Origin of the sequence: Amycolatopsis acidicola, assembly GCF_007713735.2 — a bacterium.
Classification (GTDB): Bacteria; Actinomycetota; Actinomycetes; order Mycobacteriales; family Pseudonocardiaceae; genus Amycolatopsis_E; species Amycolatopsis_E acidicola.
The window spans coordinates 20211-47151 of sequence record NZ_VMNW02000002.1; the positions used below are offsets into that span (position 1 = coordinate 20211).

Annotated in this window: 27 protein-coding genes; 16 read left to right on the forward strand and 11 right to left on the reverse strand. The window is 70.6% G+C overall.

All coding sequences use genetic code 11. The features are described from left to right. Positions 1-77 precede the first annotated feature (77 nt). A complete protein-coding gene (locus FPZ12_RS01705) occupies positions 78-1481 on the forward strand; it encodes a DHA2 family efflux MFS transporter permease subunit (RefSeq protein WP_144753475.1) in 1404 nt (467 codons plus the stop codon). Here the strand turns inward: FPZ12_RS01705 and FPZ12_RS01710 are convergent. The 3 genes from FPZ12_RS01710 to FPZ12_RS01720 form a co-directional block, all read right to left on the reverse strand. After that, entirely contained in the window at positions 1459-2109 is a 651-nt protein-coding gene (locus FPZ12_RS01710; RefSeq protein ID WP_144753478.1) for a DJ-1/PfpI family protein, read from the reverse strand. The genes FPZ12_RS01705 and FPZ12_RS01710 overlap by 23 nt on opposite strands. Beyond that, positions 2066-3097, reverse strand: coding sequence for a GlxA family transcriptional regulator (locus FPZ12_RS01715; protein ID WP_144753481.1), 1032 nt, complete (start codon positions 3095-3097; stop codon positions 2066-2068). Before FPZ12_RS01715 ends, FPZ12_RS01710 begins: the two co-directional genes overlap by 44 nt. Positions 3098-3169: 72 nt before the next feature. Next, positions 3170-4453, reverse strand: a complete 1284-nt coding sequence (locus FPZ12_RS01720; protein WP_144753484.1) for a Shedu anti-phage system protein SduA domain-containing protein — start codon at positions 4451-4453, stop codon at positions 3170-3172. Between FPZ12_RS01720 and FPZ12_RS01725 the strand changes: the two genes are divergently transcribed. The 4 genes from FPZ12_RS01725 (at position 4428) to FPZ12_RS01740 (ending at position 7573) form a co-directional block, all read left to right on the forward strand. Beyond that, positions 4428-4733: a hypothetical protein gene (locus tag FPZ12_RS01725; protein ID WP_144753487.1), complete on the forward strand. Its 306-nt coding sequence runs from the start codon at positions 4428-4430 to the stop codon at positions 4731-4733. The genes FPZ12_RS01720 and FPZ12_RS01725 overlap by 26 nt on opposite strands. A 56-nt stretch (positions 4734-4789) precedes the next feature. After that, entirely contained in the window at positions 4790-5602 is an 813-nt protein-coding gene (locus FPZ12_RS01730; protein ID WP_144753490.1) for a DUF3097 domain-containing protein, read from the forward strand. A 77-nt stretch (positions 5603-5679) separates the two neighbouring features. Then, positions 5680-6111, forward strand: coding sequence for an NfeD family protein (locus FPZ12_RS01735; protein ID WP_144753492.1), 432 nt, complete (start codon positions 5680-5682; stop codon positions 6109-6111). Positions 6112-6139: 28 nt separating this feature from the next. Then, entirely contained in the window at positions 6140-7573 is a 1434-nt protein-coding gene (locus FPZ12_RS01740; protein WP_424923565.1) for an SPFH domain-containing protein, read from the forward strand. Positions 7574-7648: 75 nt separating this feature from the next. On the opposite strand, the gene FPZ12_RS01745 is transcribed toward FPZ12_RS01740, so the two are convergent. Next, positions 7649-8995 carry an MFS transporter gene (locus tag FPZ12_RS01745; RefSeq protein ID WP_144753495.1) on the reverse strand — a complete coding sequence of 449 codons (1347 nt, stop codon included), beginning with the start codon at positions 8993-8995 and terminating at the stop codon, positions 7649-7651. A 134-nt stretch (positions 8996-9129) separates the two neighbouring features. Between FPZ12_RS01745 and FPZ12_RS01750 the strand changes: the two genes are divergently transcribed. After that, positions 9130-9741 (forward strand): TetR/AcrR family transcriptional regulator, encoded by a 612-nt coding sequence (locus tag FPZ12_RS01750; protein WP_144753498.1) that lies wholly within the window; start codon positions 9130-9132, stop codon positions 9739-9741. Here the strand turns inward: FPZ12_RS01750 and FPZ12_RS01755 are convergent. Together FPZ12_RS01755 and FPZ12_RS01760 are read right to left on the reverse strand one after the other, a co-directional pair. Then, complete coding sequence (locus FPZ12_RS01755; protein WP_208025700.1) at positions 9698-10462, reverse strand: SGNH/GDSL hydrolase family protein; 765 nt, start codon at positions 10460-10462, stop codon at positions 9698-9700. The two genes, FPZ12_RS01750 and FPZ12_RS01755, sit on opposite strands and share 44 nt — an antisense overlap. After that, positions 10459-10980 carry a CGNR zinc finger domain-containing protein gene (locus tag FPZ12_RS01760; RefSeq protein ID WP_144753500.1) on the reverse strand — a complete coding sequence of 174 codons (522 nt, stop codon included), beginning with the start codon at positions 10978-10980 and terminating at the stop codon, positions 10459-10461. The genes FPZ12_RS01755 and FPZ12_RS01760 overlap by 4 nt, the downstream gene beginning before the upstream one ends. 189 nt (positions 10981-11169) lie before the next feature. Here FPZ12_RS01760 and FPZ12_RS01765 point away from each other — a divergent pair, with 189 nt between their 5' ends. Continuing rightward, positions 11170-12009, forward strand: a complete 840-nt coding sequence (locus FPZ12_RS01765; RefSeq protein ID WP_144753503.1) for a patatin-like phospholipase family protein — start codon at positions 11170-11172, stop codon at positions 12007-12009. A 1-nt stretch (position 12010) separates the two neighbouring features. Here FPZ12_RS01765 and FPZ12_RS01770 read toward each other — a convergent pair whose 3' ends face one another. Then, the gene (locus FPZ12_RS01770; RefSeq protein ID WP_144753506.1) at positions 12011-12424 is read right to left on the reverse strand and encodes an Hsp20/alpha crystallin family protein; all 414 of its coding nucleotides are present in this window, start codon (positions 12422-12424) and stop codon (positions 12011-12013) included. Next, a complete protein-coding gene (locus FPZ12_RS01775) occupies positions 12421-12786 on the reverse strand; it encodes an STAS domain-containing protein (RefSeq protein ID WP_144753509.1) in 366 nt (121 codons plus the stop codon). The genes FPZ12_RS01770 and FPZ12_RS01775 overlap by 4 nt, the downstream gene beginning before the upstream one ends. Positions 12787-13069: 283 nt before the next feature. Here FPZ12_RS01775 and FPZ12_RS01780 point away from each other — a divergent pair, with 283 nt between their 5' ends. The 5 genes from FPZ12_RS01780 to FPZ12_RS01800 all read left to right on the forward strand — a co-directional run bounded on the left by FPZ12_RS01780 (position 13070) and on the right by FPZ12_RS01800 (position 18712). Next, positions 13070-13888 carry a hypothetical protein gene (locus FPZ12_RS01780; protein ID WP_243769623.1) on the forward strand — a complete coding sequence of 273 codons (819 nt, stop codon included), beginning with the start codon at positions 13070-13072 and terminating at the stop codon, positions 13886-13888. Positions 13889-13932: 44 nt separating this feature from the next. After that, positions 13933-15123 carry a response regulator transcription factor gene (locus FPZ12_RS01785; RefSeq protein WP_144753515.1) on the forward strand — a complete coding sequence of 397 codons (1191 nt, stop codon included), beginning with the start codon at positions 13933-13935 and terminating at the stop codon, positions 15121-15123. A 95-nt stretch (positions 15124-15218) separates the two neighbouring features. Beyond that, the gene (locus tag FPZ12_RS01790; RefSeq protein ID WP_144753518.1) at positions 15219-15932 is read left to right on the forward strand and encodes a sensor domain-containing protein; all 714 of its coding nucleotides are present in this window, start codon (positions 15219-15221) and stop codon (positions 15930-15932) included. Positions 15933-15935: 3 nt separating this feature from the next. After that, entirely contained in the window at positions 15936-17990 is a 2055-nt protein-coding gene (locus FPZ12_RS01795; protein WP_144753521.1) for a hypothetical protein, read from the forward strand. Then, positions 17975-18712, forward strand: a complete 738-nt coding sequence (locus FPZ12_RS01800; RefSeq protein ID WP_144753524.1) for a hypothetical protein — start codon at positions 17975-17977, stop codon at positions 18710-18712. The genes FPZ12_RS01795 and FPZ12_RS01800 overlap by 16 nt, the downstream gene beginning before the upstream one ends. On the opposite strand, the gene FPZ12_RS01805 is transcribed toward FPZ12_RS01800, so the two are convergent. Next, a complete protein-coding gene (locus FPZ12_RS01805) occupies positions 18709-19845 on the reverse strand; it encodes a tyrosine-type recombinase/integrase (RefSeq protein ID WP_243769624.1) in 1137 nt (378 codons plus the stop codon). The two genes, FPZ12_RS01800 and FPZ12_RS01805, sit on opposite strands and share 4 nt — an antisense overlap. 212 nt (positions 19846-20057) lie before the next feature. Between FPZ12_RS01805 and FPZ12_RS01810 the strand changes: the two genes are divergently transcribed. The 4 genes from FPZ12_RS01810 (at position 20058) to FPZ12_RS01825 (ending at position 24304) form a co-directional block, all read left to right on the forward strand. Beyond that, complete coding sequence (locus FPZ12_RS01810; protein ID WP_243769625.1) at positions 20058-21236, forward strand: coiled-coil domain-containing protein; 1179 nt, start codon at positions 20058-20060, stop codon at positions 21234-21236. Between the two features lie 419 nt (positions 21237-21655). Beyond that, entirely contained in the window at positions 21656-22258 is a 603-nt protein-coding gene (locus tag FPZ12_RS01815) for a TetR/AcrR family transcriptional regulator (RefSeq protein ID WP_208025701.1), read from the forward strand. Beyond that, on the forward strand, positions 22255-22917 hold the full coding sequence (locus tag FPZ12_RS01820) for a VC0807 family protein (RefSeq protein WP_144753531.1): 663 nt from the start codon (positions 22255-22257) through the stop codon (positions 22915-22917). The genes FPZ12_RS01815 and FPZ12_RS01820 overlap by 4 nt, the downstream gene beginning before the upstream one ends. Next, a complete protein-coding gene (locus FPZ12_RS01825; protein WP_144753534.1) occupies positions 22910-24304 on the forward strand; it encodes an FAD-dependent monooxygenase in 1395 nt (464 codons plus the stop codon). The genes FPZ12_RS01820 and FPZ12_RS01825 overlap by 8 nt, the downstream gene beginning before the upstream one ends. On the opposite strand, the gene FPZ12_RS01830 is transcribed toward FPZ12_RS01825, so the two are convergent. Both FPZ12_RS01830 and FPZ12_RS01835 read right to left on the reverse strand, forming a co-directional pair. Beyond that, a complete protein-coding gene (locus FPZ12_RS01830; RefSeq protein WP_144753537.1) occupies positions 24262-25002 on the reverse strand; it encodes an SDR family NAD(P)-dependent oxidoreductase in 741 nt (246 codons plus the stop codon). The two genes, FPZ12_RS01825 and FPZ12_RS01830, sit on opposite strands and share 43 nt — an antisense overlap. Before the next feature lie 105 nt (positions 25003-25107). After that, a complete protein-coding gene (locus FPZ12_RS01835; protein WP_144753540.1) occupies positions 25108-26937 on the reverse strand; it encodes a helix-turn-helix domain-containing protein in 1830 nt (609 codons plus the stop codon). Positions 26938-26941: the final 4 nt, after the last annotated feature.

Consider the following 26941-nt stretch of genomic DNA (forward strand, 5'->3'; position numbering starts at 1 on the left):
TTTCGGGCACCTCCAGGGGAACACATCATGGGCACTGTTACAGATCGTGCTCCCTTGGAGGTCAGGTGTCCTCGACCATGCTCCACACCGACAGATCGCGTCTGCTCGCCCTGACCGTGTTGTGCGCGCAGACGCTGATGATCGTGCTCGACCAGACGATCGTGAACGTCGCGCTGCCCTCCATCCGCGACGACCTCGGCTTCACCCAGCCCGGGCTGGCGTGGGTGATCAACGCCTACGGGATCGCGTTCGGCGGGCTGCTTCTGCTCACCGGCAGGCTCGGCGACCTCGTCGGCCGGCGCAAGGTGTTCCTCGCCGGGCTGCTCCTGTTCACCGCGGCTTCGCTGCTGTGCGGGCTGGCGTGGAATTCGGAAGTGCTTGTGGCGGCCCGATTCGTCCAGGGCGTCGGCGGCGCCACCTCGTCCGCGGTCGTGCTCGGGATGATCGTCCGGTTGTTCCCGGAATCCGGCGCCCGCGCGAAGGCCATCGGCGCGTTCAGCTTCGTGCAGGCCGCGGGCGGGTCCATCGGCAGCGTCGCCGGCGGCCTGCTGACCGAGGCGGTCAGCTGGCACTGGATCTTCCTGATCAACCTGCCGATCGGGATCGCCGCCGCGCTGCTTTCCTTGCGGGTACTGGAAGACGACCGGGGCATCGGCCTGCGGGCCGGGGCCGACGTGCTCGGCGCGATCCTCGTGACGGCGGCGCTGATGCTCGCCGTGTACACGATCGTCGAGGTCGACGGGCACGGCTGGGCCTCGCCCCGCACGCTGGGTTTCGGCGGGCCGGCGCTCGTGCTGCTGGCGCTTTTCGTGGTGCGCCAGGCGAAAACGCCGAACCCGCTGCTGCCACTGCGGATCTTCGCCTCGCGGATTCTCTCCGGCGCGAACGTGGTGCTGGGACTGCTGGTCGCCGCGATGTTCGGGTTCCAGTTCCTGATCGTGCTCTACCTGCGGCAGGTGCTGGGCTACTCGGCCGAGCAGACCGGGTTCGCGATGCTGCCGGTGGCGGCGGCGATCGCGGTGATCTCGCTCGGCGTCTCGGCACGGGTGACGGCCCGGTTCGGGGAACGGCCGGTGCTGCTGAGCGGTCTCGTGCTCATCACGGCCGGGCTCGTGGTCCTCGGGCGCGTTCCCGTTGACGGGCACTATCCGGTCGACCTGCTGCCGGCGATGCTCGCGATGGGGATCGGCTTCGGGCTCGCGATGCCCGCGCTGATGGCGCTGGGCATGAGCGACGCGCGCCCGGAAGATGCCGGGCTGGCGTCCGGGCTGTTCAACACCACCCAGCAGGTCATGGGCGCGATCGGGTTGTCCGTGCTCGCGGTGCTGGCGGCCACGCGCGGCGACCGGCTGGCCGCGACCGAACCCCTGTCTTCGGCGCTGACTTCGGGCTACCGGCTGGCGTTCTGGATCGCGGCCGCACTGGTCGCCGCGGCCGGCGTCTTCGCGGCGGTGCTACTCAGGCCGCGGGCTCGCCGGTGAGCACGAAACGGCTCATCGAGCGCAGCGCGGCGGTCACCTCGGCGGGCGCCTTCTCCGGGGAGCCGGCGTCGAACGGGGGCCGCGGGGCGTACTCGATCCCGAGCTGGATGCCCTGGGCGACGGTCTCCCCGGCGATCCGGGCGGCGAGGGAGAGGGCCATGTCGATGCCGGCGGAAACCCCGGCGGCGGTGACGTACTTGCCATCGGTCACCACGCGTTCCGTGGTGGGCCGCGCGCCCAGCGCGGGCAGTCGTTCCATCGCGAGCCAGTGCGTCGTGGCCCGGCGTCCCTTCAGCAGTCCGGCGGCGCCGAGGATCAGCGAGCCGGTGCACACCGACGTCGTCCACGTGCTGGTCCGGTCGACGGCGCGGAGCCATTCGTGCACCGGCCCGTCGGCCATGTGGGCCGTCTGCCCCGGCCCGCCGGGGACGACGACCACCTCCGGGTCGGTCACCTCGTCCAGCGTCGCCGTGACCTCCATCCGGAGGCTGCCGACCTCGGTGGCGACGGTGCCCTTCCGCTCGCCGACGAAGACGACTTCACGCTCGTGCAGGCGGCTGAGGACTTCGTAGGGGCCGACCGCGTCAAGCGCGGTGAACCGGTCGAACAGCAGGATGGCGATCCGCATGACTCTCCTTGTCTCGTAAGGAAAAACCGGGGTGGAAACGGCGGCGGTACTCGGCGGGGCCGACGTCGAGGGCCCGCAGGAAGGCCCGTCGCATGGCCTCGGGCGTGCCGTAGCCGCAGGCGCGGGCGACCTCCTCGATGCTGTCGCGGGTGTCCTCCAGGCGGCGGCGCGCGGCCTCCAGGCGGACGCGGTCGACGTAGCGGCCGGGGTTCATCCCGATCTCGGCCGCGAACACCCGCGCGAACTGGCGGGCCGAGAGCCGGGCGCGGCGGGAAAGCGCTTCCACGGACAGGTCGGCTTCGGGGTGCTCGGCGATCCACCGCTGCACCTCGCGCACCGGTTCGCGGTGCGCGACCTGGGTGGAGAGCTGGGCGCTGAACTGGGCCTGGTTGCCCGGGCGGCGCAGGAAGACCACCAGATGCCGGGCGATCTGCAGCGCCGCGTCGCGCCCGAGCTGGTCCTCGACCAACGCGAGCGCGAGGTCGATCCCCGCCGTGACGCCCGCGGAGGTCAGCACGTCCCCGTCCCGCACGAAGATCGGCTCGCCCGCCACGTCGAGGTCCGGGTAGCGGCGGGCTAGCGAGTCGCAGTGCGCCCAGTGCGTGGTGACCCGTTTTCCGCTCAACAGCCCCGCTTCGGCGAGCAGGAACGCGCCCGTGCACACCGACACCAGCTGCCGCGCCTGGCGCCCGTGCTCGCCCAGCCACGCCACGAGCGCCGGATCGGGCGGCCGCGTGCCCTCACCGCCGGGCACGAGCACCATGTCCAGCGCGGTGGCCGTGCGCAGATCCCGGTCCGGCATCAGGCCGAGCCCGCTGGAACTGCGCACGGTTCCCCCGCCGAGGCTCGCCGTGGCGATCTCGAACGCGGGCGCACCCCCGTGCCTCGCCTGCCAGGAATTCGCCCCGGCCAGCACCTCCAGCGGACCCGTGACGTCGAGGCTCTGCACCCCGTCGAAGAGAACGATGAGCACCGACCGCGTCCGCATACCTCGATCGTCGCGGCCGCCGAGGGTGACGGCAATGACGGGTTTCCCACTTTTCCTGCCATGGACGCGGGCTCAGAGTTCAGCGTCGTCAAGCTCCAGGGTGCGCCCGGCCGATTCGAGCAGCTCGTCGTAGGTCATGACTTCGATCCGGCTCAAGGCCGCGTTGTAGGTCCGGAAGGCAGCCGATATTTCGGCCGGTTCGTACTTCCCTCGCAGGAAGCCCGCGTGCCCGATCAGCACGGTCGCGGACGCGCGCCGTGCCTCGATGTTGTGCTCGGCCAGGATGGTGGCACGCTGCTCGTCGAGCGAGCGAAGGTAGTTCGTCGCCTGAAGCACGGCCCGATGGACGTCAGGGCCGACCGTCGGATGCGACAGTCGCTGCTCGACCAGGTTGGGCACGGATGCCTTCTTCAACTCCACTACATGGAGGGACCCGTCACCGCGCAGCAGGGGGATGTCCAGGCTGTCGGTGGTCGTCAAGCTCGATCGGTCGAGTGTCCGCACGTAACGGCCGCCGAAGATCCAGGTCTGTTGCCGCAGCTCCGCCTGGATCTGCTGTTCGGAGCTCGCGGGATCCTCCACAACCGCGCGAAGTCGTTCCAGCGCGGATCGCCGGCGTTTCCACTGCACAGCTCGTGCCAGCACTTCGGAGCCTGCCAACCCGGCGAGTTCATCGGCGATCTCAGGTGGGACCTCCGACGACGCCGAGGACGAGTCGAGGACGAGCTGGATGCGTTCGAGCCAGACAAGCGGGTCTTTCGCGTAGCGCGGCAGCTTGACACCGCCCCGCCGGTCTTCACCAGTTGTCCACCGGTGCATTTCCGTCGCCACGCGCGCGAGCCAGTCGTGGACCTCACCAGCGCCGGCTTCCGGCCGGAAGTGTACGAACTGGCCCACTATGTCGGCGGAACGGCGCAACCCGACTTCGAGCAACCGCCGCGCCAGCTCGTCGTCCATTTCCTGCTGTTCAGGGATGTACCACCTTTCCAACAGGCTCAGCGGGATGTCTCCGGAGGCGTACTCGGCGAAGTCATCGAGTCGCCGGGCTACGTTTTCTTCCCCGGCTTCGGTCGCTGCGTTCGCGGCGTTCTCCAGATGAGTGACGAGCCGTCTGCCCCTGGGATACCGATGACCTCCGGTGTCCGGGCCGGAATTCGTGAAGGCAAGTGCTTCGTCGATGTGCCCACGCACAACGCCGGACCGCGTGAGCTTCAGTGTGTCTTCGAGTAAACAGACGAGCGTGAAACCTGACCGATATCCCACCGGGCCAAGGATGCCAGCTAGCGTTCGGCAAGTGACCTCGGATGCCGGATCACGGCTGCGAAAAGTATTGTCCGAAATCAGCGGATACGACATCGGCGCCGGTGACTACGTGTCGTACTTCGTCAACGAACACGGCGAGCCGATGGTGTTCGTGCGCGAAACGGGTTTGAAACCGGCGATCCTGTTGCACGCCGACCTGGGCTGGGAACCCCAGCTGGTCGAAGGGCCGCCGCGGAAGGGGACGGCGGACCGCTCGCTTTCGCCTGGTGTCCGCCGGATGATGGCTGACGTGCCGGTGATGGGTGACGTGATCCTCAACGAAGCCGAGGCGCGGTGGCTGAGGTCCTGCCTGGCCGCCAGCGAACGATGGTGACGCCCCCGGCGCGTCGCCGAGACCTGCCTGCCGCGGCGGCGCTACCGTGCCCGATCGTGCGATCCCACTCCTATGACGACGTCCTGTCCGGGCCGCGGAAGCGGAAGCGGAAGATCCCCGAGGTGGCCGCGGAGGCCGGGCTCGTGGTGGAGGAGCCGGGAAGCGGTTTCTGCGGCGCGGTCGTCCGCCTCGAATACGGCAACGTCGTCCTCGAAGACCGCCGCGGCAAGCACCGCGTGTTCCCGCTCAGCCCGGCCGGATTCCTGGTGGAGGGCAAGCCCGTCACGCTCGTCCCGCCCAAGGCGCGGGCGAAACCGGCGCGCACGATGTCGGCTTCCGGCTCGGTGCGAGTGCAGGGCCTCAAGGCGCGCACCGCCCAGGACTCGCGGATCTGGGTGGAGGGCAAGCACGACGCCGAGCTCGTCGAGCGCGTGTGGGGGCACGATCTGCGCGTGGAAGGCGTCGTCGTCGAACCGCTCGACGGGGTGGACGTGCTCGCCGACCGGATCGACGAGTTCGGCACCGGCCCGGAGCGGCGCCTCGGCGTGCTGGTCGACCATTTGGTCAAGGGCAGCAAGGAATCCCGCCTGGTGGACGCGATCCGGGACGAGCACGTGCTCGTCACCGGGCACCCGTACGTCGACATCTGGCAGGCGGTGAAACCCGAAGCGGTCGGCATCACGGCCTGGCCGGAGGTCCCGCGCGGCCTGCCGTGGAAGGAAGGGATCTGCGAGGCCCTTGGCTGGGGCGAGACCTACGAAGGGTGGCAGCGCGTGCTCGGCGCGGTGTCCAGTTTCCGCGACCTGGAGACCCCGCTGATCGGGGCCGTGGAGCGGCTGATCGACTTCGTCACCGTGCCCCGGGACTGACCGGCCGAAGGTCACGCAATGGTCACTTCGAGTGCTCCACTGGCTGCCAATGGTCACTTTCTGCCACGATAGGCGCCATGACACCGGCGCTGATCTGGCTCGTCGTGGCCGTCGCACTCATGGCGGCCGAGGTCGTGTCCGGTGACCTGGTCCTCCTCATGCTCGGCGGCGGCGCGCTCTTCGGCGCCGGCGCGGCGCTGATCACCGGGAACGTGATCATCGACGTGATCGTCTTCGGGGTGGCGTCGGCGGCGCTGCTGTGGCTGGCGCGCCCCGCGCTGAAACGCCGGTTCCTGCACGGCCCCGACATCAAGACGGGAACCGAGGCGCTGGTCGGCTCCAAGGGCGTCGTGGTGTCCGCCGTGGACGGTGACAGTGGCCAGGTGAAGCTGGGCGGCGACGTGTGGAGCGCGCGCAGCCTCGCCGAAGGACAGCGCATCGAACCCGGCACCAAGGTGACCGTGGTACAGATAGCGGGCGCCACGGCCGTGGTGTCCCCGGACCTATGAGCAAGCAACCTGCAGACTGGGAGAGAAGTTGGGTACCGCAGCCGTCATAGTCGTTGTGGTCATCGCCTTGTTCGTGATCATCACCATCGCCAAGGCGATCATGGTGGTCCCGCAGGCCCAGTCGGCGGTGATCGAGCGGCTCGGCAGATTCCGCACCGTCGCCTCGCCGGGCCTGAACTTCCTGGTTCCGTTCCTGGACAAGGTGCGCGCCCGGATCGATCTGCGCGAGCAGGTGGTCTCGTTCCCGCCGCAGCCGGTGATCACCGAGGACAACCTGACGGTCTCCATCGACACCGTCGTCTACTTCCAGGTCACCGACTCGCGCGCCGCGGTGTACGAGATCTCCAACTACATCGTCGGTGTCGAGCAGCTGACCACCACCACGCTGCGGAACGTGGTCGGCGGCATGACGCTGGAGCAGGCGCTGACCTCCCGCGACCAGATCAACAGCCAGCTGCGCGGGGTGCTCGACGAGGCCACCGGCCGCTGGGGCATCCGCGTCGCGCGCGTCGAGCTCAAGGCGATCGACCCGCCGCCGTCGATCCAGGACTCGATGGAGAAGCAGATGCGCGCGGACCGGGAGAAGCGCGCGATGATCCTCAACGCCGAAGGTCAGCGGGAAGCCGCGATCAAGACGGCGGAGGGCCAGAAGCAGTCCCAGATCCTCGCCGCGGAAGGCCAGAAGCAGGCCACGATCATGGCCGCGGAGGCGGACAGGCAGTCCCGTATCCTGCGTGCCCAGGGTGAACGCGCCGCCCGCTACCTGCAGGCGCAGGGCCAGGCGAAGGCGATCGAGAAGGTGTTCGCCGCGGTGAAGGCGGGCCGCCCGACGCCGGAGGTGCTGGCCTACCAGTACCTGCAGACGCTGCCGCAGATGGCGCAGGGCGACGCGAACAAGGTGTGGCTGGTGCCCAGCGACTACGGCAACGCGCTGCAGCAGTTCGCCCGCGCGTTCGCCAAGCAGGACGACGACGGCGTGTTCCGCTACGAGCAGCCCTCCGACGAGGGCGTCAAGCCCCCGACCTTCGACGACGACGAGGTCTCGTCCTGGTTCGACACCTCCACCGACCCGCGGATCGCCGAGGCGGTGCGGGAGGCGGAAAAGGTGGCGCGCCAGGAGGTTCCGGGTCCGCTGGGTTCGGCGACCAGCCCGGCGCCCCCGGCGTCGAACATCCTGCGCGGCAAGCCTTCCACGCCCCCGGCGCCGATCGACGAGCCGCCCGCCGCGCCGGAGCCGGAAGACCCGCAGACGGTCAAGCAGCAGCCGCCCCAGACGCCGCCCGCGCCGCCGGCACCGCCGCAGGCGCAGCAGCAGAACCCGAACCTGCCGCTGCGCAACCCTGGCCAGCACTACACGCCGCCGATCAGCCCGTACCCGACGCAGCAGCCGCCGCAGAACCCGGGACAGCCGGGTCAGCAGGGCCCGGGCAGTGGCCCGTTCCCGCAGCCGCCGCAGCAGTAGCCGACAGCGCGAGCGCCCCCTCTCCCATACCGGGCGAGGGGGCGCTTTCGTTTGTGCCGTAAGGGAAACCGGCAGTCACGTGCGGGCGTAGGTGGCGTCGTCGGTGATGTCCGCGCGGGAGCGGTCCTTCAGCGCCGCCACGCACAACACCGTCACCACGGCCGAAAGCACGATGTACGCCGAGATCGAGTACGGCGTGCCGGTGACCTGCAGCAGCCAGGTCGCGAGCAGGGGAGCGGGCCCGCCGGCGAACACCGACGCGAGCTGGTACCCGAGCCCGGCGCCGCCGTAGCGCAGGTGCGTCGGGAAGCTTTCGCCGATGAGCGCGGCCTGCGGACCGTACTGCAGCGCGTGCGCGAGCAGCGACACGATCACCGCCACGAAGATCACGACGTGCCCGCCGGTCTTGAGCAGCGCGAAGTACGGGAACGCGATCAAGCCGGTCAGCACCGCGCCGGTGAGGTAGACCCGTTTCCGGCCGAACTTGTCCGACAGCTGCGAGAAGTACGGGATCGTGAACAGCTCGAGCGCCGCCGCGACGAGCACGGCGTTGAGCACGAACGTCTTCGAGTAGTGGTGCTGCGCCACCACGTACACGAGCACGTAGCTGGTGAACAGGTAGAACGGCATCTGCTCGCTGAAGCGCACGCCCGCGGACAACAGGATCTCGCGCCAGTGGTGCTTGACGGCGTCGACCACCGGGCTGCGCGAGACCCGCTTCGCCGCGACGACGGCGGCGAACATCGGGGTTTCCAGGATCCGCAACCGGATCACCAGCCCGACGGCGACCAGCACGAAGCTGAGCAGGAACGGGATCCGCCAGCCCCAGGAGCTGAACGCGGAGTCCGACAGCACCGCCGACAGCAGTGTCATCCCGCCGGTGCCCAGCACGAGCCCGACCGGCACGCCGATCTGCGCGAAACTGCCGAGCAGCCCGCGTTTGCGCTGGTTGCCCCATTCCATCGCGAGCAGCACCGAGCCGCTCCACTCACCGCCGATCGCGATGCCCTGGACGAGCCGCAGCACCACCAGCAGGATCGGCGCGGCGATTCCGAGCGTCGCCGCGCCCGGCAGCACGCCGACCAGGCCGGACGCGATGCCCATCAGCAGCAGGGTCACCACGAGCGTGACCTTGCGGCCGATCCGGTCGCCCCAGTATCCGAAGATCGCCGCGCCGACCGGGCGCGCGGCGAACCCGACCGCATACGTGGCGAAGGACTGCATCGCGCCCGCGTAACTGCTCGACGCGGGGAAGAACAGGTGCGGGAAGATCAACGCCGCGGCCGTGTTGTAGAGGAAGAAGTCGTACCACTCGATGGTGGTGCCGATGGCACTGGCGAACGCCGCGCGGCGGACCTGGGTCCGCTTCTCGGTCTCCTGTGCCTTGACCACCTTGTCGGCTTCGTGGGGGTCGAGAGCCATGGTCACTCCTTTGTGACTGGGATCACTCTGGGGGTCAAGATGACTCACGGATCGGGTGATGTCCAGGCGGGAGGGACAATCACTTTCCGCGCTCGCCCGCCGGGGCCCGTTCACCAGGACATACGATTCCGGGCGTGCCTGAACCGAAACCTCTTCGTGCCGACGCCCGGCGTAACCGCGCGCGGGTGCTCGAGGCCGCGGAGACCGTGTTCGCGCGCGACGGGACGAGCGCGCCCACCGAGGAGGTGGCGAAGGAGGCCGGGGTCGGCGTGGGCACGGTGTTCCGCCATTTCCCCACGAAGGAGGCCTTGCTCGAGGCCGTGCTGCTGGAGCGGATGCGCCGCTTCGCCGCCGACGCCGCCGCGTGGGCGGAGGCCGACGAGCCGGGCGCGGCGTTCTTCGCGTTCCTGAGCCAATGGGCCGATATGGCCGCGACCAAGAACGCTTACGCCGACGCGCTCGCTGCGGCCGGGGCGCGCCTGCCGCGCCTCGGGGCGGAAGTCGGCGCCGCCGTGCGGGAGGCGTTGCACGCTCTGCTGAGCCGCGCGCAGGAAGCGGGCGCTGTCCGTGAAGACGTCGGCGTCACCGAGCTGATCGCGTTGATGGTCGGCACTTCCCGTGCGGCCGAGCACCTCGGCGACGACCCCGCGTTGCGGCAGCGGACGCTGGAGATCGTGTTCGACGGGCTGCGCCCGGCCGGGGTCAGGCCGGGGCGATCGGCGCGAGGGCCGGGCGCTTCGGCCTGACCGTGTCGCCGGAGGACTCGCCGCGGAGGCGCCTGCCGATCCACGGCAGCGCGTGTTCCCGCGCCCAGTTCAGGTTTTCCGCGCGCCGGCGCTTGGGATCCACCCACGGTTTGGGGCCGAGTTCGGCGGGCGCGAGCTTGTGCGGCGCCCCGAGCACGTCGAGTACGGCGATCGCGACCTCGGTGTGGCCGAGGGCGTTGAGGTGCAGCCGGTCGGCCGACCACATCCGCCGGTCGCGCAGCCGGCGCATGGCCCACATGTCCACGACCAGCGCGCCGTGGCGGGCGGCGAGCACGCGGATGTGCTCGTTGTAGATGGCCGTGCGGCCGCGCATCTTCCGGAACAGCGGGTCCTCGACGCCGTCGACACCGGTGAACAGCACCACCGTCGAGCCCGTCGCCGCGAGCCGGGCGACCGCGTCTTCGTAGGACGCGGTGAGCGCGTCGATGTCGACCTTGGGGCGCATCAGGTCGTTGCCGCCAGCGTAGAGGGTGACCAGGTCGGGCTCCAGCGCCAGCGCGGGTTCGAGCTGCTCGTCGAGCACCTGGCCGAGCAGCCTGCCGCGGATGGCGAGGTTGGCGTAGCGGAAGTCCGGCTCTCCGGCCGCCAGCTGCTCGGCGACCCGGTCGGCCCAGCCGCGCACCCCGTTCGGCCGGGCCGGGTCGTCGTCGCCCACGCCCTCGGTGAAGGAGTCCCCGATCGCCACTAAGCGCTTGCTCATGTCCCCGACTCTATCCGGGCCCGGTGTCCCGCCACGTGCACCCTGGTCGCGCAGCGCGTGGAGCAGAACCGGCGGCGGCCGTTGCGGGAGGTGTCGACGAACACCTGTCCGCAGCCCTCGCGCGCGCAGACCCCGATGCGGTCCGGGTCCTCGCAGACCAGGTGGGCGAGGCCGCCCGCGGTGTAGGCGCGGGTGCGCTGTGCCCGCCCGGCTTGCTCGCTCGCGTAGTGCAGATGCGCCGGCAGCCCGTCGTGCCGGGAAACGTAAGGACGGCAAGCGGAATCGGCCAGCAGCTGGTTGACCAGCGCGACCCGGGTGTCCACATCGGACGCTTCGAAGACCGGCCGCAGGCGTGCGCTCCAGGCGACGGCGTCGGCGGCTTCGGCCGCCGAGAGCGCGCTGATCGACATCCCGGCCTCGCGCATCATCGCGAGCAGTTCGGCCGGCGGCGCGTCGCCGAGGTTGACCAGTCCGGCGGCCACTTGCGCGGCCGCGCCGCCGTAAGGGTTGAAATGCACTTGGTCATTACAGCACGCTGGACGCATGCCGATCCAGTGCCCCTCCTGTGGCTGCCCCGTCGCCGAGCTGATCGCCCGTTCCGGCCACAGTTCGTCGGACGGCGCCGTTCGGTACCATCGCTGCGTCTGTGGCCGCTGGCTGATCGAGGTGAACGGAACCCTCGTGGCCTCGGCCGGAAGCGGAGGGTCATGACCCGGCGTGGGTTGGTGCTCGGTGGCGGCGGCGTGGCCGGGATCGCTTGGGAGACAGGGCTTCTGGCCGGGCTGAGTGAGAGCGGCGTGCAGGCCGCCGACGCGGACCGGGTGATCGGGACGTCCGCCGGTTCCACCGTCGCGGCGCAGCTGACCAGCGGCGTGCCGCTGCAGGAGCTGTACGACAGGCAGGCGGATCCCGCGCTGCAGACGCGAGAACTGGTCGCGGATCTGGATCCGGCCGTGGCCGAGCAGATGTTCGGCGCGGCGCTCCAGGAGGACACGGACCCGGCCGCGCTCCGCAGGCGGATCGGGGCTCTCGCGCTCGCCGCGCCGACGGTGTCCGAGGCCGAACGCCGTGAGGTGATCGAAGCCCGGCTTCCCGTGCACGCCTGGCCGGAGACCGACCTGCGGATCGTGGCGGTGGACGCGGCCACGGGCGAACCGCGGGTCTTCGACCGCGAATCCGGGGTCGGCCTGGTGGACGCGGTCGCCGCGAGCTGCGCCGTCCCGGGCACGTGGCCGCCGGTGACCATCGGCGGCGCCCGCTACATCGACGGCGGGGTGCGGTCGATGGAGAACGCGGACCTCGCCTCCGGCTGCGAGCGGGTGCTGGTGCTGAAGGCGATGACGGTGCCGGACGTGCACGAGCTCGACGACCAGGTGGCCGCCTTGCGGGCGGAAGGCAGCACGGTCACGGTGGTCGAGCCGGACGAGGCGTCGCTGGAAGCGCTCGGGATCAACCCGCTCGACCCCGCGGTGCGCGGCCCGGCCGCGAAGGCGGGTTTCGCTCAGGGGCAGGCGTTGGCTGTGCTGCTGGCCGTGTTCTGGCGCTGACTCAGTCGCCGGCGATCTTGTCCACGGCGATGGTGAGCACCCCGTGGTCGAGGTTCGCCTGAATGGTCCGCGGGTCGGCGCTCAGGGGCAGGGTGCTGCGGTAGCAGAACCGCCCGCATCGCCGCGCGCAGCCCTGCTCGGGTACTTCGCCGCTGACGCACAGGTCCCGTTCCCTCAGCTCGACCACCACGTCGGCGCAGCGCGCGCCGGGAAGGTCGACCTCGAAGACGAAGGTCAGGTCGGTCTCCTGGATCCAGACCGCCGGTTTCCAGGTGCCCGGCGTGGCCCAGCCCGGCGAGAGCACCGGGCGCATCCGTTCGGCGAACTCGGTCAGCAGGGACAGCGGCTCTGGCGGGAGGGAGGTGCAGGGTTCGGGCGGTTCGCCCGCCCGCCGTACCGGTACGTATTCGTTCATCGGTCCTGCTTCCGTTGAGGAGGCGCCGCGGCGACGGGGACGGGCGGCACGACGTCCAGCACGATGCCCCGGTGGCGGGCCAGCAGCCTGGCCAGCGAGATCGCCGAAGCCCCGTCGGCGTCCAGGATGTCCACTTCGGACAGATCGAGGACGACGCGGCACAGGGCGCTGCGCAGCCTGCTGGTGAGCAGCTCGGTCAGGCGCGGCGCGGTGTCGCGGCTCAGCTCGCCGGCCGCGGTGACCACGGCCGTGTCCGGACGCGGCCTGCGCACCGAAAGCCGGAGCCGGTGCGGGCACAGGGGTTCACCGCCGCGTTGGCCCGGGAACATGGTCAGCGGATGCGAGAATCGTGCGGCTGTCACGGGTGGCGCCTCCTGGGGCCGCCGCGGCAGCGGGTACGGGACAGCCGATCAAGAGCGGTCGCGGAGCCCGCCTGGACGGCGGCGCGGGATGTACGTCGGCGACGGCTTCCGGTTGAACCGTGCCGTTCAGTGTACGGGAAATCACACACCGGCGGCAGGGCTCCGGAGCCATGCCCCCTCCTTGACCAGCGGGGGCGGCGAATTCCACCGCCGTGGAACGATCTTCCCCGCACCCGCGTCGGTAACGGAAGTACCGGACAATAGCGGGGAAAGGGTGCATTTCGTGGACGACGACGCGTGGCCGGAGACCGTCAACGGATGGGAGCTGTTCAGGAGCGGCCCCATCGAAAACTACCGCAGGCGGCTGGCGAACCAGGTCACGGTCACCGCGCGATGGGAGAACGGCCGCGGGACGGTGAGCGCGCACGTCGAGACATTCGCACTCGGCCGCGAACTGACCCGCAGCCGCACGGAGTTCACGGACAAGGACGCGTTCTGGACCGCCGCGCGGTGCGTGCTGGACATGGCCGCGAACCTGCCGTCGCTGGGGGCAGGCCACGAAAGCCCGGCGGAGTCGGTGTTGTGCGGGGAGGTCGCCGGGCACGTCGAGGCCGAGCCGGGGACCAATGGGACTCCCGAGGCGGAGCTGACGTTCACGCTGACCGACGGCCGTTCGGTCACCCTGATCATGTCCGACGAGCAGGCCGACGACCTGACCTCCGCGATCTGGCGGCTGGACAAGCACGTGTGGTCCGAACAGCGTGACGAGGACGAAGACGAGGACTACGAGGACGAGGACGACGTGGTGGTCGATCCCGCGGACGTGCCCGAGGTCGGCGATGTCCGGTCCACGCCCGACACCGGCCACGACGTGGCGACCGTGCTGGAGTCGCAGTTCGGCGTCACCGAGGACTTCCTGATGGCGCACCTGGACTTCTCGGCGATGATCGTCGTCGGGGAGCCCGCGGTGAGCACGCTGATCGCGCGCGGCGCCGAGCTGACGTCCGCGCTCGCGCCCCGCTGGTACCCGGTGGTCGCGAACCGGCCGGGGGAGCAGTGGGTCGTCCTGCGCCGCACCGGCGTGTTTTACGGCGACGAGTGACCGGCTGGACCGGTACCGTGACGGCGCTGGAGTCAGGAGGCCACATGCGTGTGCTGGTCATCGCGGACGAGGGCGCGCTTCGGTCCGCCGTCGAGGATTCCCTGCGGGGAGCGGGGATGGACGTCGACGCCGTCGGCGCCTTACCGGACGGGGAGATCACCGGCTACGACCTGGTCGTCGTCGACGAGCTGCTGCCCGTGCGGGCCGGGTCGATACCGGTGCTGTTGCTCACCGGGAGGGACACGCTGACCGACCGCGTGGCCCTTTCCCTGCTCCGGCAGGTGGACGATTACCTGGGCAAACCGTTCTCCACCCTCGAACTGCTGACGCGGGTGCAGATTCTCGCCCGCCGCTCGGGCACGCTCGCGGCCCCGTCGAGGCGCGTCCTCGGGGATCTCGAAATCGACCTGCAAGACCGCGAAGTGCGCGTGCGGGGCGCCCTGCTCACGTTGACGCGGAAGGAATACGCGGTACTCGAGGCGCTAGCGGCCAGGCCGGATCAAGTCGTGTCGCCGCGGGCTCTGCTCGAAGAGGCATGGGGCTCGGCGGACGCTCCTGCCGACAACGTCGTGCACGCGGTGGTCGGCCGGTTGCGCCGGAAGCTGGGCTCGGCCGCGCGGCTGGAAAGCGTGCGGGGGCTCGGCTACCGGCTGCGGTCGCCGGAAGAATCGGTGCGGGACAGCGGAATCGGCGTCCTCACCGCGGTCGCGACGTTCCCGGTGACGATCTACCTCGGTGACGAAACCGCCCACCGGGAGGTCCAGGCGGCGGTGGAGGAGCTGATCGAGGGAGCGGGCGGCGACATCGTCGAACGCGAGGATCCCGTGCTGGGCTCGTGGTTCCGGCGAATGCGCGCCCGTGCCGCCGATTCCGCGCTGGCCAAGGAAGCCGCGACGGCGGCGGCGCACGCCCTCGACTCCCGCGTCACCCTCGCCCAGGACGCGACCGTGACCGCGACGATGATGCAGAACCTCGGCCCGGTGCTGGGATCCCTGCACTCGACGAAGGACGCGGTGATCCGGGTCGGCGCGCTCCTGATCGTGAAGGTCGAGTGGGCCGTGGCCGTGCACCAGCTCACCGCGGCACAGCAGCTCCTGCTCGACCATCAGCCGAATCTGCTCACCTCGCCGCAGGACATCCTCACCGCCCTGCGCCCCTGCCCGGATGACACGACCGTGCCGGCGCAGGCTCTGCGCCACGATCCTGGCGCCACGGAGCGGGAAACCCTGGAGTGAGCGGTTCGTGACAGCAAGAGGTCAAGTGCTGGCTTTCCGGCCGTACCGGGAGGAACCTGACATCCGACGGTTTCGGCGCGATCAGGGGGTAGCGCGTGGCGACGACCCAGGTTTCCCTGTCAGAGGACGAAGAACCCGGTGAGACGCCCGGTGCTCCGCGGCGTCGGCCGTGGAAGGTGATCGCGATCGTGGTCGCCGCCGCGGTGGTGGTGGCGGGCGTCGTGTGGTGGGTGGTGGCGCGGCGCGCCGACCCGCCGTCGTTCGTGGTGCAGGGCACGGTCCAGGCGACGGTGTTGTCGCGGGACGAAGCCAGTGTCGTCGTCGGCAGTTCGCTCGCCCAGGGCGCCACCGCGAGCGCGCCTTCGGCCGCGTTGTCCGCCGAACCGGATACCTGCGTGATCGCGGTCGGTCCGGCGAGCGAGTCCGTGTACGCGCGGGAATGGACAGCGTTTCTCTCGACGACCTACCAGGATTCCGCGCACACGGTGACGCAGGTCGTCGGCCTGTACCCGGGGCACGACACCGCCGCGGCCGCGTTCGGCAGGCTCGAGGACGGGATCGGGAAATGCCCGTCCGCCGTGCGGAAGGACCCCGGCCGGAGTTCGTCGTGGGTCTATTCCGTGGAATCGTCGTCCGCGGACGCCCTCGTTTGGACAGCGGCACAGGACGCCGCGGACGGCTGGGCCTGCTACCGGCAGGCGCGGCTCAAGGGCCGGGTTCTGTTTCAAGTGGCCGTGTGCGAGGCGGGCAACGGGCGGACACCGGCGAAACAGATCGCCGACGGCGCGTTGGCGCGAGTGGCGGGCTGAGCGATGGATTCCGTGCGTTCGTGGCGGCGTCTCGTTCCGCTCGTGATCGCCGTGCTGCTCGCGTTGAGCGCCGGAACCGGCGTCGCGTCGGCGGACGGCGTGCCCCTGCAACCCAGTGGTGACTATTCGGCGGAGCTCAACCAGCAGATCGCCGCGGTGAAGACAACGCTGGACGCGCTGCCGCAGCGCAAGGCGGAACTCGACGCGCAACAGTCCACAGTGGACCAGCGGACCGCCGCCTACAACCAGCGGTCGCAGGCCGTGCTCGCCGAGCTGGACGCCAACGAACAGCAGATCAACGCGCACAACGCGCGGGTGGCCGCCTATCCCGGCGGCGCGCCGCCGGCGATCGCGGACGCCCTCAACGCCGAAGCCGCGGAGCTCAACGGGCGGAAACAACAGCTGCAGCAGGAAGCCAACGAGATCGCCGACGAGGGCGATTCCATCAAAGCGGACCAGGACGCTCTCGACGCGCGAAAGAGCGAACTGGACTCCGAGCGGACGTCGGCGCTGGCCCAGTACCGGGAACTGCTCACGCAGGCGATCACGGCGCTGCAAGAGCAGATCGAAGCACTCATCCAGTCATCCACCGCGCAGCCGTCCGTCCAGCAGCTGCCCGCCGACACACGCCCCGCGGGCCAGAGCATGCAGGACGCGGCTGCGCAGGCGAATGCCGGCGACCAGGCGTCGCCCGCCACCCACGACTCCGCCGCCGAGGCCTACGCGCAAGCCCACGGGGTCCAGGTGGACACGACGCCGGTGACGGCGGTGCTGGCGCCGGACTCGATCGCCGGCCTCTCCGACGACGAGCTGACCAGCTTGCCGCTGCGCCAGGAATTTCCGGCGCTGGCGGCCAGGCCGGACGGTGGCTACACGGCGTTGACCTCGGGAGACGTCAGCAATCCGTTCACCTCGGCCATCAACCGCGGTGGCCAGGCGATCGCCGCGCGGGGTGGCGAAAAGATCGTCATCGACCAGGTGGACGCGCTGCCGGACCAGCCCGGCACCGGCAGCGCGCTGACCCAGCCCGCGAGTCAGGTCCCGGATGCCCCGGCCCTGCAACAACGGTTGGCCGACTCCGCGCCGGCCGCGAGCCAGGGCAAGACCGAAGACCTCGCTTCGCTGGACGCGCTCCGGACGAACCCGAAGATCGGGAACGTCGGGGAGCTGTCCTCCCTGCTCAACAACATCAAGATCACCGACGCGGCGCAGCTGGGGAGGCTGCTGTCGCGGTACCAGTCCGGTGCCGAGTTGAACGCGTTGCTGGGCAAGGGAAGCGTCGCTGATGGGGTCGCGCTCGAACGCCTCGCGGACGTGTTCTCCCGGGCGGGGTGGCCCGAGGCGACCCAGGCCGGCGGGCTCACGGCGGCGCAGCTCGCGCGGTTCGCCACTCCCGCTTTGCTGGACGAGCTCGAGAAGGCCCTGGCTCTGCAGGAAACCGGGCGCCTCACCGGCGTGAAGGACTGGCTCGAGTTCAACGGGACGAAATCGGACGCGGAACTGGCGGACGCGGGCAACGAGCTGGGTGACGCGCGGCGGACCGTGGACGAGAACCCGGGGAAGACCGTCCAAATCGGACTCGAAGCCACCGCGCCGAAGCGCCCGGGCACGGACCAACCGGCGCAGGAGTTCGACTTCGCCGTGAAAGCGCCGGACGGCACGGTCGTTGCGCAGGTGGAGGTCGGGGCGCTGCTGAAGAAGGCGACCCAGCCCAGTGATCTGAGCGGGAAGGTGCGGCACGCGTCCGAAAAGGTGGCCTCGCGTCAGCGGGACGGCCTGCCGGTGCCGGGAAGCCCGCAGGTCGTCATCCACTTCACCCTCGACGTCGGGACGAGGCAGACCAAGGGAACGGTGCTCGAGATCGATCCGGACGGCACGACCCGGCTCCTGCGCCCGGACGGGACACCGATCAGGTCTTCGAACTTCTACGACGAGTTCGCCGCGCGCCTGCCGTCCGTGGCGACTCACCTGCTGCTCGATCGCGTGACGCTGGTCGACGAGGCGACCGGGCGGCTGGTTGTGTACAACCGGCAGGGGACGACGTGGACGAGGCAGTGAGGGCGGCGATGAGCGAGGTGCGGATCAGGACCGGGGGACGGCCGGTGCTGCACGCTGAACTCGACCGGTCCGGCACTGATCAGCTGGGCGCCGCGGCGACGGCCATTGGCGCGCTGTTTACCTTGGCGGACGGCGTTTTCGCGCCGTTGTCGGCCGATGTGGTTCTCGCGTGTTGTGATGCCGCGACGGGCTATCCCCTGGAACCCGCCGGGTATCACCAGTTGCGGGTCGCCGACCTGCCGCCGCTGGTGGCGACGCGGGAGCTCTGGACCGGGACCAGGGAGGAGCGGTGCGAACGCTTCGACCGCGAATCGGTCCTCGGGTGGATCGGCGGGCTTCTGGCCGCGCAGCGGTGCGCGGGTGAGGACTTGTTGCCGGGCTGGTCTCAGCTCTTCGTCCAAGCCACGCGCGTCCGCCTGCCTGCCGGCGTCGCCGACAGCGTGCACGACGGGGAACTCGTTGTGTCCTATGGGAACGGCACGATCCGGTATCCGGTCGAGGACGCCGCTGAGGCTCTGTGGGTGGCGGGTCCGCTCGCCACGAACTCCGAGACCGCGCCGATGGAGGTCGAGATCGGCAACGAGGGCGGGTTCCTGTCGCTGGACCTTTCGCTGAACTGGTCGACCTGGGCCGACGCGGACGGGCCCGGACGCGCCGGGGTGGAGGCCGCGTTCGCCCGCCTGACGGACCTCGGCTGGGACGTCTCCAGGGAGCTTGCTTAGCCTTCCTGCACGATCCGGAGGTGCCGGCCGGTTTCCTGGGGTGCGGGCGTTTGTGGGGTTTCGCCGCTGGTGAGGTCCGCGAGGAGCTGGGTGGTCTGGCGGCGCCTCGTGCGGCGCACGTAGATGAGCGTGGTGGCAACGCTTTCGTGACCGAGCAGGTCGGACAGATCCTCCAGCGCCACCCCGTTTTCGTAGCCGAGGAACCCGACGCTGTGGCGCAGGGAGTGCGGCACGACGTCTTCGGGCGCGTCGAGGCCGGCGCCGCGGGCCGCATTGTGCAGGAGGTTGGCCAGATCCCGTTGTGTCAGCGGCTTTCCGGTGCCGGTGGCGAACAGCCAGCCGTCGAGTTCCCCGGCCGGGAGTCGTTCGCGGTCGGATCGCGCGCGCAGGTAGTTGTCGAGAGCGGTCTGGGCTTCGCCGAGGATGTCGGCTTTCTTGCGCCGTCCGCCTTTGTTGACGTAGCGGAGAATCCGGTGGCCCTGGTCGATGCCGAGGTCGCCGTCGTGACCGAGCCGGGCGTGCAGGATCGCGCCCGAGCGCACCCCGGTGGTCGCCATGATCTCCAGGATCGCGCGATCGCGGAGCGCGGCTTCGCTGTTCAGGCGGGCGGCGCGGGCGCGGACGTAGCCGAGGAGCGCGACGAGTTCGTCCCGGGTGAGGGCGCGCGTCAGTGATTCGGTGGGATCGCGTTTGTTGCGGGCGACAAGGCGGGCGGGGTTGTCGTCGTGCACGCGGTTGTCGATCAGCTCGCCGTACCAGGCGGACACGGCGGCCAGCCGCGCGTTGTAGGTGGCGGGACTGCCCGGTTCGAGGTCGGCGATCCAGTCCTTGACGTCGGCGAGGCGCGCGCCGAGCGGGTCGACGCGGTGCCAGCCGCAGTAGGACAGCCACAGCGACAGCCCGCGCCAGTACGAGCGGCGGGTCTGGTGGCTTTTCATGTGGCGCAGCCAGGCCCGCGTGATGGGGCGGACGCCGTAGCGATCACCCGGGGTTTCGGGCGGGAGCGCGGGCAGTTCGTCGACGAGTTCGGCGAGCAGGCTCGCGAGGGCGGCGGCGTCGGGCGCCCGGGCGGGGAGGGCGCGTGGTTCGTAGGGCGCCAGTTCGACTCCCGTGGACTCTTCGATCCCGACCAACCCCTCGGCGCCTATTCGTCACCGTGACGATCACGGCTGTACGGATCCACTCTCGGCCCCCTCGTTCGCGGATCGCGTCTCGGGGGTCGTTCGGTCGATCCTAGCGCAGGCTGGCCGCGATAACCGTGATTATCGAGGGTTTGTCTCTTATCTATTAGTGATTGTGAAAGAGTCAATCTTAATCAGGAATGAGATAGTGCTAGGCTGGCGGAGTGCTGGAAGTGGACGAAGAAACCGCCGGTCAGAGCCCCGAATCGGGCGAGAAGCCGCCCGCGCCACCGCGCCGGGACGCGGACGGGCAGCGGGAGGCGCCGGGGGATCCGGACGTGTGCCGGTTCTGCCGGAGGTACCCGCGCAAGGGTCTCGGCGGGCGCGGCCGGACGGCGGACACGTGTGATCACGTGTGGGCCGTCGACGAGAAGGGGCGGGAGGTCACCTGCGCCCGGCTCGACGAAGCTGATCAGGTCATCCACGCCACCTACGGCGCGGCGTTCCCGGGGCTCGATCTCGCCGGGTTCGGGCGTGACGTGTCGGCCGCGCTCGCCGCGATCACGCCCCTGCAACACGGTCTGGCCACCCTCGACACCCGGCTCGACGAAGAGGTGGCCGCGGCACGGGAGGCGGTCGCCGAGGCCGAATCCGCCCGCGAGGCCGCGGAGAAGCGCACCGCCGCGGCGGAAGCACACGCCGCCGACGCTGACGAGCGCGCCGTGTCCGCCGAAGAGTCAGCCCGCAAGGCGGAGGCGACGGCGTCCGAAGCGGTGCAGCAAGCTGCGCGCGACCGGGCGTCGGCTCAGCAGGCGACGGCGGATCGTATTGCCGCACAAGGAAAAGCCGAGGCCCTGCAGGCGCAGGTCGAGCAACTCGGTACGGAACAACGTCAGGCCGCCGAGCGCATCGAAGAACTCGCGCGCGACGTCACCGCCCGCGGCACCGAAGCGGAGGCCGCTCACGCCCGAGCCCGCGCGCTCGAAACCGATCTGCGCCAGCTCGCCGAGACGCACCGGCGCGAACTGGCCGAGTTGCGCGATCAGGACCGTCAGGAGCGCGACCGGTTGCACCGCGATCTGCAGGCCGACCACGAACGACGAGTGGCAGCCCTACGCGACGAGCATGAGGCCACCGTTTCCGCGCTCCGGCAGGACATCGAGGCCGGGCGTGCCCGCGCCGCGGAGGAAGCCACAGCCCGAGCACGAGCCGAAGCCTCCGCCGAAGCGGCCCGCGCCGCCGCCCTAGCGGCCGACGCCACCGCGAGGCACCTCGCGGCTCTGCGGGAGGGCGTGCTGACGGTGCTCGCCACCCCAGCGAACGACGAGACGCACGAGCAGCTCCGCGATCTTCTGGCCGCCACGGCGCCGGTGCCTCAGGTGGATGCCGGGCCAGAGCGGTAAGCCCGCGGGCGCCACGACGGGCCACGCGAGCCGCGGTCTTCCGGCGGCCACAGCGCCGCCGCTTGGGGAGCATGTCGGGCCGGAGCGGTAAGCCCATCGACACCACGCCGTGGCGACCAGAGCCGCGAACATCTGGCCGCCACGGCGCCGCCGCTTGGGGAGCATGTCGGGCCGGAGCGGTAAGCCCATCGACACCACGATGGGGCGAGCGGCTCCGCGAACATCTGGCCGCCACGGCACCGCCGCCTGGGGAGGATGCCGCGCGAGAGCGGTAAGCCTGCCGAGGCGGGCCGTGCGATTGCGCTCGCGGGCCTCCTCTCTCGTCCATCCCTTCGGGCGAGCGACTTCCAGTCCTCACCATTCACGTCCTCAGGCCGTGCGGCTTGCCCGACCTTGCTTGAGCAAGCTAAAGTTTGCTCATGCGAGCAAAAACGTTCACGGAGTCGGGCAGGCGCGCCCAGATCGTGAAGGCGGCGATCGAGGTGATCGCCGAGGTCGGCTTCGCCAAGGCGTCCTTCACCCGGATCGCGAAGCACGCGGGCCTGTCGAGTACCGGCATGATCAGCTACCACTTCGCCGGGAAGGATGACCTGCTCGCGGCATGTGTCGCCGAAATCGAGGAGGTCACCGGGGCGTTCATGGGGCCGCGCATCGACGCCGCCGAGGGGCACGTCGCCCAGCTGCGCGCCTACGTCGAGTCGAACGTCGCGCTCGTCGGCGAGCACCCCGCCGCCGTCCGGGCGCTGATCGACATCGTAAAGAACGGCGCCGCCCAGAGCGCCGCCGTCAATGGGCGTCTCGCCCTGGTCGAAGAACACTTCCGCGCAGGGCAGGCGGCGGGCGTCTTCGGCCCCTTCGACGCGCGGACCGCGGCGCTCGCCCTGATGACCGGCCTTGACGCCGTTGTCGCCACCGCTGCCGCCGCTCCGCCTGACCCCACCGAGCTCGCCCGCCTCGGCCGCGAGCTGGCCGGCCTGTACGTGCGGGCGACCGCACCCGATCCCGAGGGGGACCCCGCATGATGATCGACGAGAAGCCCGTGCCCGACGCGGGCCTGCGCCGGGTGGTTCGCGCCAACGTGCTCACCGTCGTGTTCGAGGTGGTCGTGCCGATGGCGCTGTTCTACGGCCTGCGTGCCGCGGGCGTGAGCCAGTGGTGGTCCCTGATGGCCGGCGTCCTGGTGGCCGCGCCGTATATGGTCTGGACCATCGTCCGCCATCGCCGGGTCGACCTCGTCGCGCTGGTCACGTTGAGCGTCCTGGTGCTGTCGGTCGTGCTCGGCCTGCTGTCGGACGACCCGCGCACCCTCGTGATCCGGGAGGGGTGGACCGCCGCGCTGGGTGGTCTGTTCGGCGCGTGGATGCTGGTCACGGTTGTCGTCGGCAGGCCGGCGCAACTGACATTGGGCCGCACCATCGCCGAGGTCAAGCGCGGCGCCGAGGGCGCGGCCGCGTGGGCGGCCCGCTGGGACACCGACTCCCGGTTCCGGCGCGGACTGCGTATCAACACGGCCGCCTGGGGTGCAGTGCTGCTGGCCAACGCGATAGCGCATGTCGTGCTCGTCTACACGCTGCCGATCGACCTCATTTCCCTGGTCACCACCGTGGTGTGGTTGGCAGCGCTGGGCTGCCTGATCGCCTGGCACGTCTGGTACATCCGCAAGGAGCAACTCGATGCCTGACGTCCTGGTGGCGGGCGGCGGCCCGACGGGCCTGCTGGCCGCGTTCGAGTTGGAGCGGGCCGGGCTCGACGTACTCGTCCTGGAACGCGATGTCCGGCCGACCACCCAGTCGAAAGCTCTCGCCCTGCAGCCCCGGTCGATCGAGGTGCTTCAGGACCGCGGCCTGCTCGCCGCGGTCGAGCCGCACATCGAAGCCCGGCTGCCCGCCGGGCATTTCTCGGGCATCCCGATCGACTATGCCGACCTGCCAACGCGTTTCCCGTACCAGCTCGGTGTCGAGCAGGCGCACGTGGCCGCGGCGATCGAGGCGCGGCTGCGCACACCGGTACTGCGCGGCGCGGCCGTCACCGCCGTGAAGCAGGACGGCGAAGGCGTCACCGTCACCGCGGGTGGGCGTGACCACCGCGCGGGGTGGCTCGTCGCGGCCGATGGCGGGCACAGCACGATCCGCAAGCTGTTGGGGGCCGCGTTTCCGGGCACCCCGACGCGGATCTCGCTGGTCGTCGCCGATGTCACGCTCGCCAGGAAGCCCGCCGGGCTCGCCGACGGCTGGCAGCTCCCAGCGGGCACATCGGGTTTTTTGCTGCCGCTCTCCGGCGGGCGCTACCGCGCGATTGTCGGCGGCGAGGAGCAGCAACGGCTTGCCCGCGACGCGCCGGTCACGGCCGGCGAGCTGCAGCGGGCGCTGACCGACGCGCATGGGCCGGGGATCGAGGTGGGCGAGGTGCTCTGGGCCTCGCGGTTCGGCGACGCGGCACGGCAGCTGGAGCGCTACCGCCATGGCCGCGTGGTGTTCGCGGGCGACGCCGCGCACATCCACCTCCCGGTCGGCGGCCAAGGGCTCAACCTGGGCCTGCAGGACTCGGTGAACCTCGGCTGGAAGCTGGCCGCGCAGGTCCGCGGGCACGCCCCGGACGGACTGCTCGACAGCTACCACGACGAGCGGCACCCGGTCGCCGCCCGCGCGCTGCTCAGCACCCGTGCGCAGGGAGGGCTCGGCATGCCCGACCCGTACGCCGCGGCTGCCCGGGAGGTCGTCGCCGGACTGCTGGCCGTCCCCGAAGCCCGCCGCTCCATCGCGTGGGAACTGTCGGGCATCGGGATCACCTACCCCGGCATCCTCGGTCGCGCCACCGATGTCCCGGTCGCGCCGGACGGCCGTGCCGTGCTCGTCGGCGCGTCACCGCCCGCAGGCTGGGCCGATCGCGTCGAGACCCGTGACGGCGCGGAGCCTCAGCTCGTCCGCCCCGATGGCTACGTGGTGTGGGCAGGCGGGCCGGGCCTGGACGCGGAGCTGCGACGGTGGTTCGGCCCGCCGCGCAAGACCGCCGACCGCAGGCGGGCTCAGAAGTTGCCCTTCGCGGACCAGCCGCCGTCGACCGGGTAGGTCAGGCCGGTCAGGAAGGAGCCCTCGCGGAAGAAGTAGGCCACCATGGACGCGATCTCCGCGGCCCGGCCGAGCCTGCGGATCAGGTGCGAGTTCGCGTTGGCCTGCTTCATTTCCGGGGTGATGTCGCCGAGGATCGGGGTGTCGATGGTGCCGGGCGCGATCGCGTTGATGAGGATGTTGTGTTCGGCGTACTCGAAAGCCGCCTGGCGGGTCAGCGCGGCGACGCCGCCCTTGGCCGCGCTGTAGGAGGCGAGGTTGGGCAGTCCGCGCAGCGCGGCGAGCGAGGAGATGTTCACGATGCGGCCGCCGCCGCGGGTGATCATGCCGGGGATCACCGCGCGCATGCCCAGCCACGGGCCCTTCAGGTCTGTGCCGAGTACGTGGTCCCACGCCTCTTCGGTGAGTCCCACAACGGAATCCTCGCTGATCATGTTCACCACGCCCGCGACGTTGGCGAGGTAGTCGACGCGGCCGAGGTGTTCGACGGCGGCGGACCAGTCGCCGGCGGAGCGGATGTCCAGCGCGATCACCTCGGCGGAACCACCGGCTTCTTCGATGGCTTTGACGGTGTCCGCGGTGTCCTGGATGTCGGCGCAGGCGACGTGCGCGCCGTCCGCGGCGAGCCGTTCCGCGGTGGCGCGGCCGATTCCCTGCGTGGCTCCGGTGACGAGTGCGGTCGTGTTCTCCAAGGACATCTGTGGCCTCCGGTTGGGCGTTGGGGTGATGTCCCCAGCGTCAGCGAGGGCGCGGCGGAGGTACAGACTCTCCCGGGGCGCGGATTGTGGTGCGCCACAACGGTTTCACCAGCCGGCGAGGTCCAGGATCTGGAAGGCCACGCGGGCTTGCAGGAGGCAGTCGAGCGTCGCGGGGTCGCGGTGCACGAGCTTGCGGATCTTGCCCAGCCGGTAGCGGATGGTGTTCTCGTGCACGCCGAGTTCCGCGGCCGTGGCCTGTGTCCGGCCCTCGGCGCGGACGAACGCGCGCCACGTCTCCAGCAGCGTGTTGTCGTCGTCGCCCCGCAGGGGGCCGACGAAGGTGTGCGCGAAGTGGACGGCCTCCTTGACGCGCCCGCTCGCCGCCACGATGCGGAACAGTCCCAGCTCGTCCGCGGTGAGTACGCCCCCGGCCCAGCCGAACGATTTCGCGAGCTCGTCGATCTCGCGAAGTTCCTTGTGCGCCATGGAGAAATCGTCCGGGGTGCGGCAGACGGCGGAGATCACGGCGGTGCGGATGTCCAGATGCGGCGCCACCGCGGTCCGCACGTCGTCGATGGTCGCGCGCAGCGATTCGGGCACGCCGCCGTCGCGGGGGAGCGGCACGAGCGCGATCACCGCGCCCGGCAGGCTCACCGCGGCGGGGCCTGCTTCGCCGAGTGCCGCGGCGAGCTGGCGGATCACGAGTTTCCGGCCTTCGGACACGCTGACGTTCTGGCGGGCGTCGCCGCGGGAGAACCGCACCAGCACGTGCGGGCGGGTCAGGTCGATGCCGAACTGGGGGCTGCGCCGCACGAGCTGCTCGGCGTCGCGCGTGTTGTGCAGCAGGTCGGACAGGTAGTCCTCGCGGGCCTGTCCCTCGGCTTCGGCCTGCCTGCGTTCGGACAGGATCTGCAGTGACAGCACGGTCGCGCCGTGTTCGGCGAGTTTGCTGTCGCGGTGTTCGAGGCTGCGCCCGACTTCGACGATGCCGACGTACCCGCTGGGCTGGCCTTCGATGACCAGCCGGCACACCAGGTGGCGGCGGCCCAGCCCGACGGCGAGTGTCTGCGGGACGACCGCGGACGGGCAGCTCGCGTTGAGGCTCGCGATCGTGCGGCGCACCGAGGGCAGCTCCCGCACGCGGGGCGCGAGCACCGGTGGTTCCGTCATTTTCAACGCCGGGGGCGCCGACCAGGCGAGCACCTGGAAGTCCTCGTTGTAGAGGACCACAGGTTTCGCCGACAGCTCGGCGAGCAGGGTCACCACGGCCTGGATGCTCGCGCCGTCGAGCACGGCGTTGGTGAGCTTCTGGTGCACGTCGGCGAGGTAGGCGAGGGTGTTCTTCTGCCGCACCACTTCGGCGGCCTTGCGCTTGAGGTGCGCGTTGAGCATGGCCTGGCGCAGGAACAGCGCGCCGAGGCGGGCGAACAGCTCGGCGAGCGCGACGTCCTCGTCGGTGTAGACGTGGTCCTGTTCGACGTTGTCCACGAAGATCAGCCCGATGACCTTGCCGTCGAACACGAGCGGCACGCCGAGCATGGCCCGCACGTGCCAGTGCTCCATGGTGGGGCGGTGCGGGCGCGGGTCGTGGGGCACGTCGGCGATCAGGACCGGGGCCGCGGACTCGATGACCTCGCGGCTGAACCGGTCGCCGCGGATCCCGGCTTCCTGGGTCTGCACGGCCGGGGAGATGTCGCCCTCGTGTTCGCAGTAGCCCGCCGCGCCGCGGAACCTGTCGCCGTCGCCGCGCAGGTAGACCGAACAGCGGGTGACGCCGAGCAGGTGGCACAGCTGTTTGCCGAGCAGGGACAGCAGATCTTCCAGCCGGGTGGTGGTGATGGCTTCGGTGGTGATCTCGCTGAAGGCGGCGATCACCTCGCGTTCGCGGTGGGACGCCACGGGCCGGGCGAGGGCTGACATCGTCGACTCGCGCATCGAA

Bases quoted from the DNA above. Each gene is read 5' to 3' on its own strand.
- FPZ12_RS01795 (WP_144753521.1), top strand. From the start codon at position 15,936: ATGGATTCCGTGCGTTCGTGGCGGCGTCTCGTTCCGCTCGTGATCGCC.
- FPZ12_RS01735 (WP_144753492.1), top strand. From the start codon at position 5,680: ATGACACCGGCGCTGATCTGGCTCGTCGTGGCCGTCGCACTCATGGCG.
- FPZ12_RS01710 (WP_144753478.1), bottom strand. From the start codon at position 2,109: ATGCGGATCGCCATCCTGCTGTTCGACCGGTTCACCGCGCTTGACGCG.
- FPZ12_RS01720 (WP_144753484.1), bottom strand. From the start codon at position 4,453: ATGTCGTATCCGCTGATTTCGGACAATACTTTTCGCAGCCGTGATCCG.
- FPZ12_RS01705 (WP_144753475.1), top strand. From the start codon at position 78: ATGCTCCACACCGACAGATCGCGTCTGCTCGCCCTGACCGTGTTGTGC.
- FPZ12_RS01765 (WP_144753503.1), top strand. From the start codon at position 11,170: ATGACCCGGCGTGGGTTGGTGCTCGGTGGCGGCGGCGTGGCCGGGATC.
- FPZ12_RS01825 (WP_144753534.1), top strand. From the start codon at position 22,910: ATGCCTGACGTCCTGGTGGCGGGCGGCGGCCCGACGGGCCTGCTGGCC.
- FPZ12_RS01785 (WP_144753515.1), top strand. From the start codon at position 13,933: ATGCGTGTGCTGGTCATCGCGGACGAGGGCGCGCTTCGGTCCGCCGTC.
- FPZ12_RS01830 (WP_144753537.1), bottom strand. From the start codon at position 25,002: ATGTCCTTGGAGAACACGACCGCACTCGTCACCGGAGCCACGCAGGGA.
- FPZ12_RS01715 (WP_144753481.1), bottom strand. From the start codon at position 3,097: ATGCGGACGCGGTCGGTGCTCATCGTTCTCTTCGACGGGGTGCAGAGC.
- FPZ12_RS01745 (WP_144753495.1), bottom strand. From the start codon at position 8,995: ATGGCTCTCGACCCCCACGAAGCCGACAAGGTGGTCAAGGCACAGGAG.
- FPZ12_RS01815 (WP_208025701.1), top strand. From the start codon at position 21,656: ATGCGAGCAAAAACGTTCACGGAGTCGGGCAGGCGCGCCCAGATCGTG.
- FPZ12_RS01755 (WP_208025700.1), bottom strand. From the start codon at position 10,462: ATGAGCAAGCGCTTAGTGGCGATCGGGGACTCCTTCACCGAGGGCGTG.
- FPZ12_RS01770 (WP_144753506.1), bottom strand. From the start codon at position 12,424: ATGAACGAATACGTACCGGTACGGCGGGCGGGCGAACCGCCCGAACCC.
- FPZ12_RS01835 (WP_144753540.1), bottom strand. From the start codon at position 26,937: ATGCGCGAGTCGACGATGTCAGCCCTCGCCCGGCCCGTGGCGTCCCAC.
- FPZ12_RS01820 (WP_144753531.1), top strand. From the start codon at position 22,255: ATGATGATCGACGAGAAGCCCGTGCCCGACGCGGGCCTGCGCCGGGTG.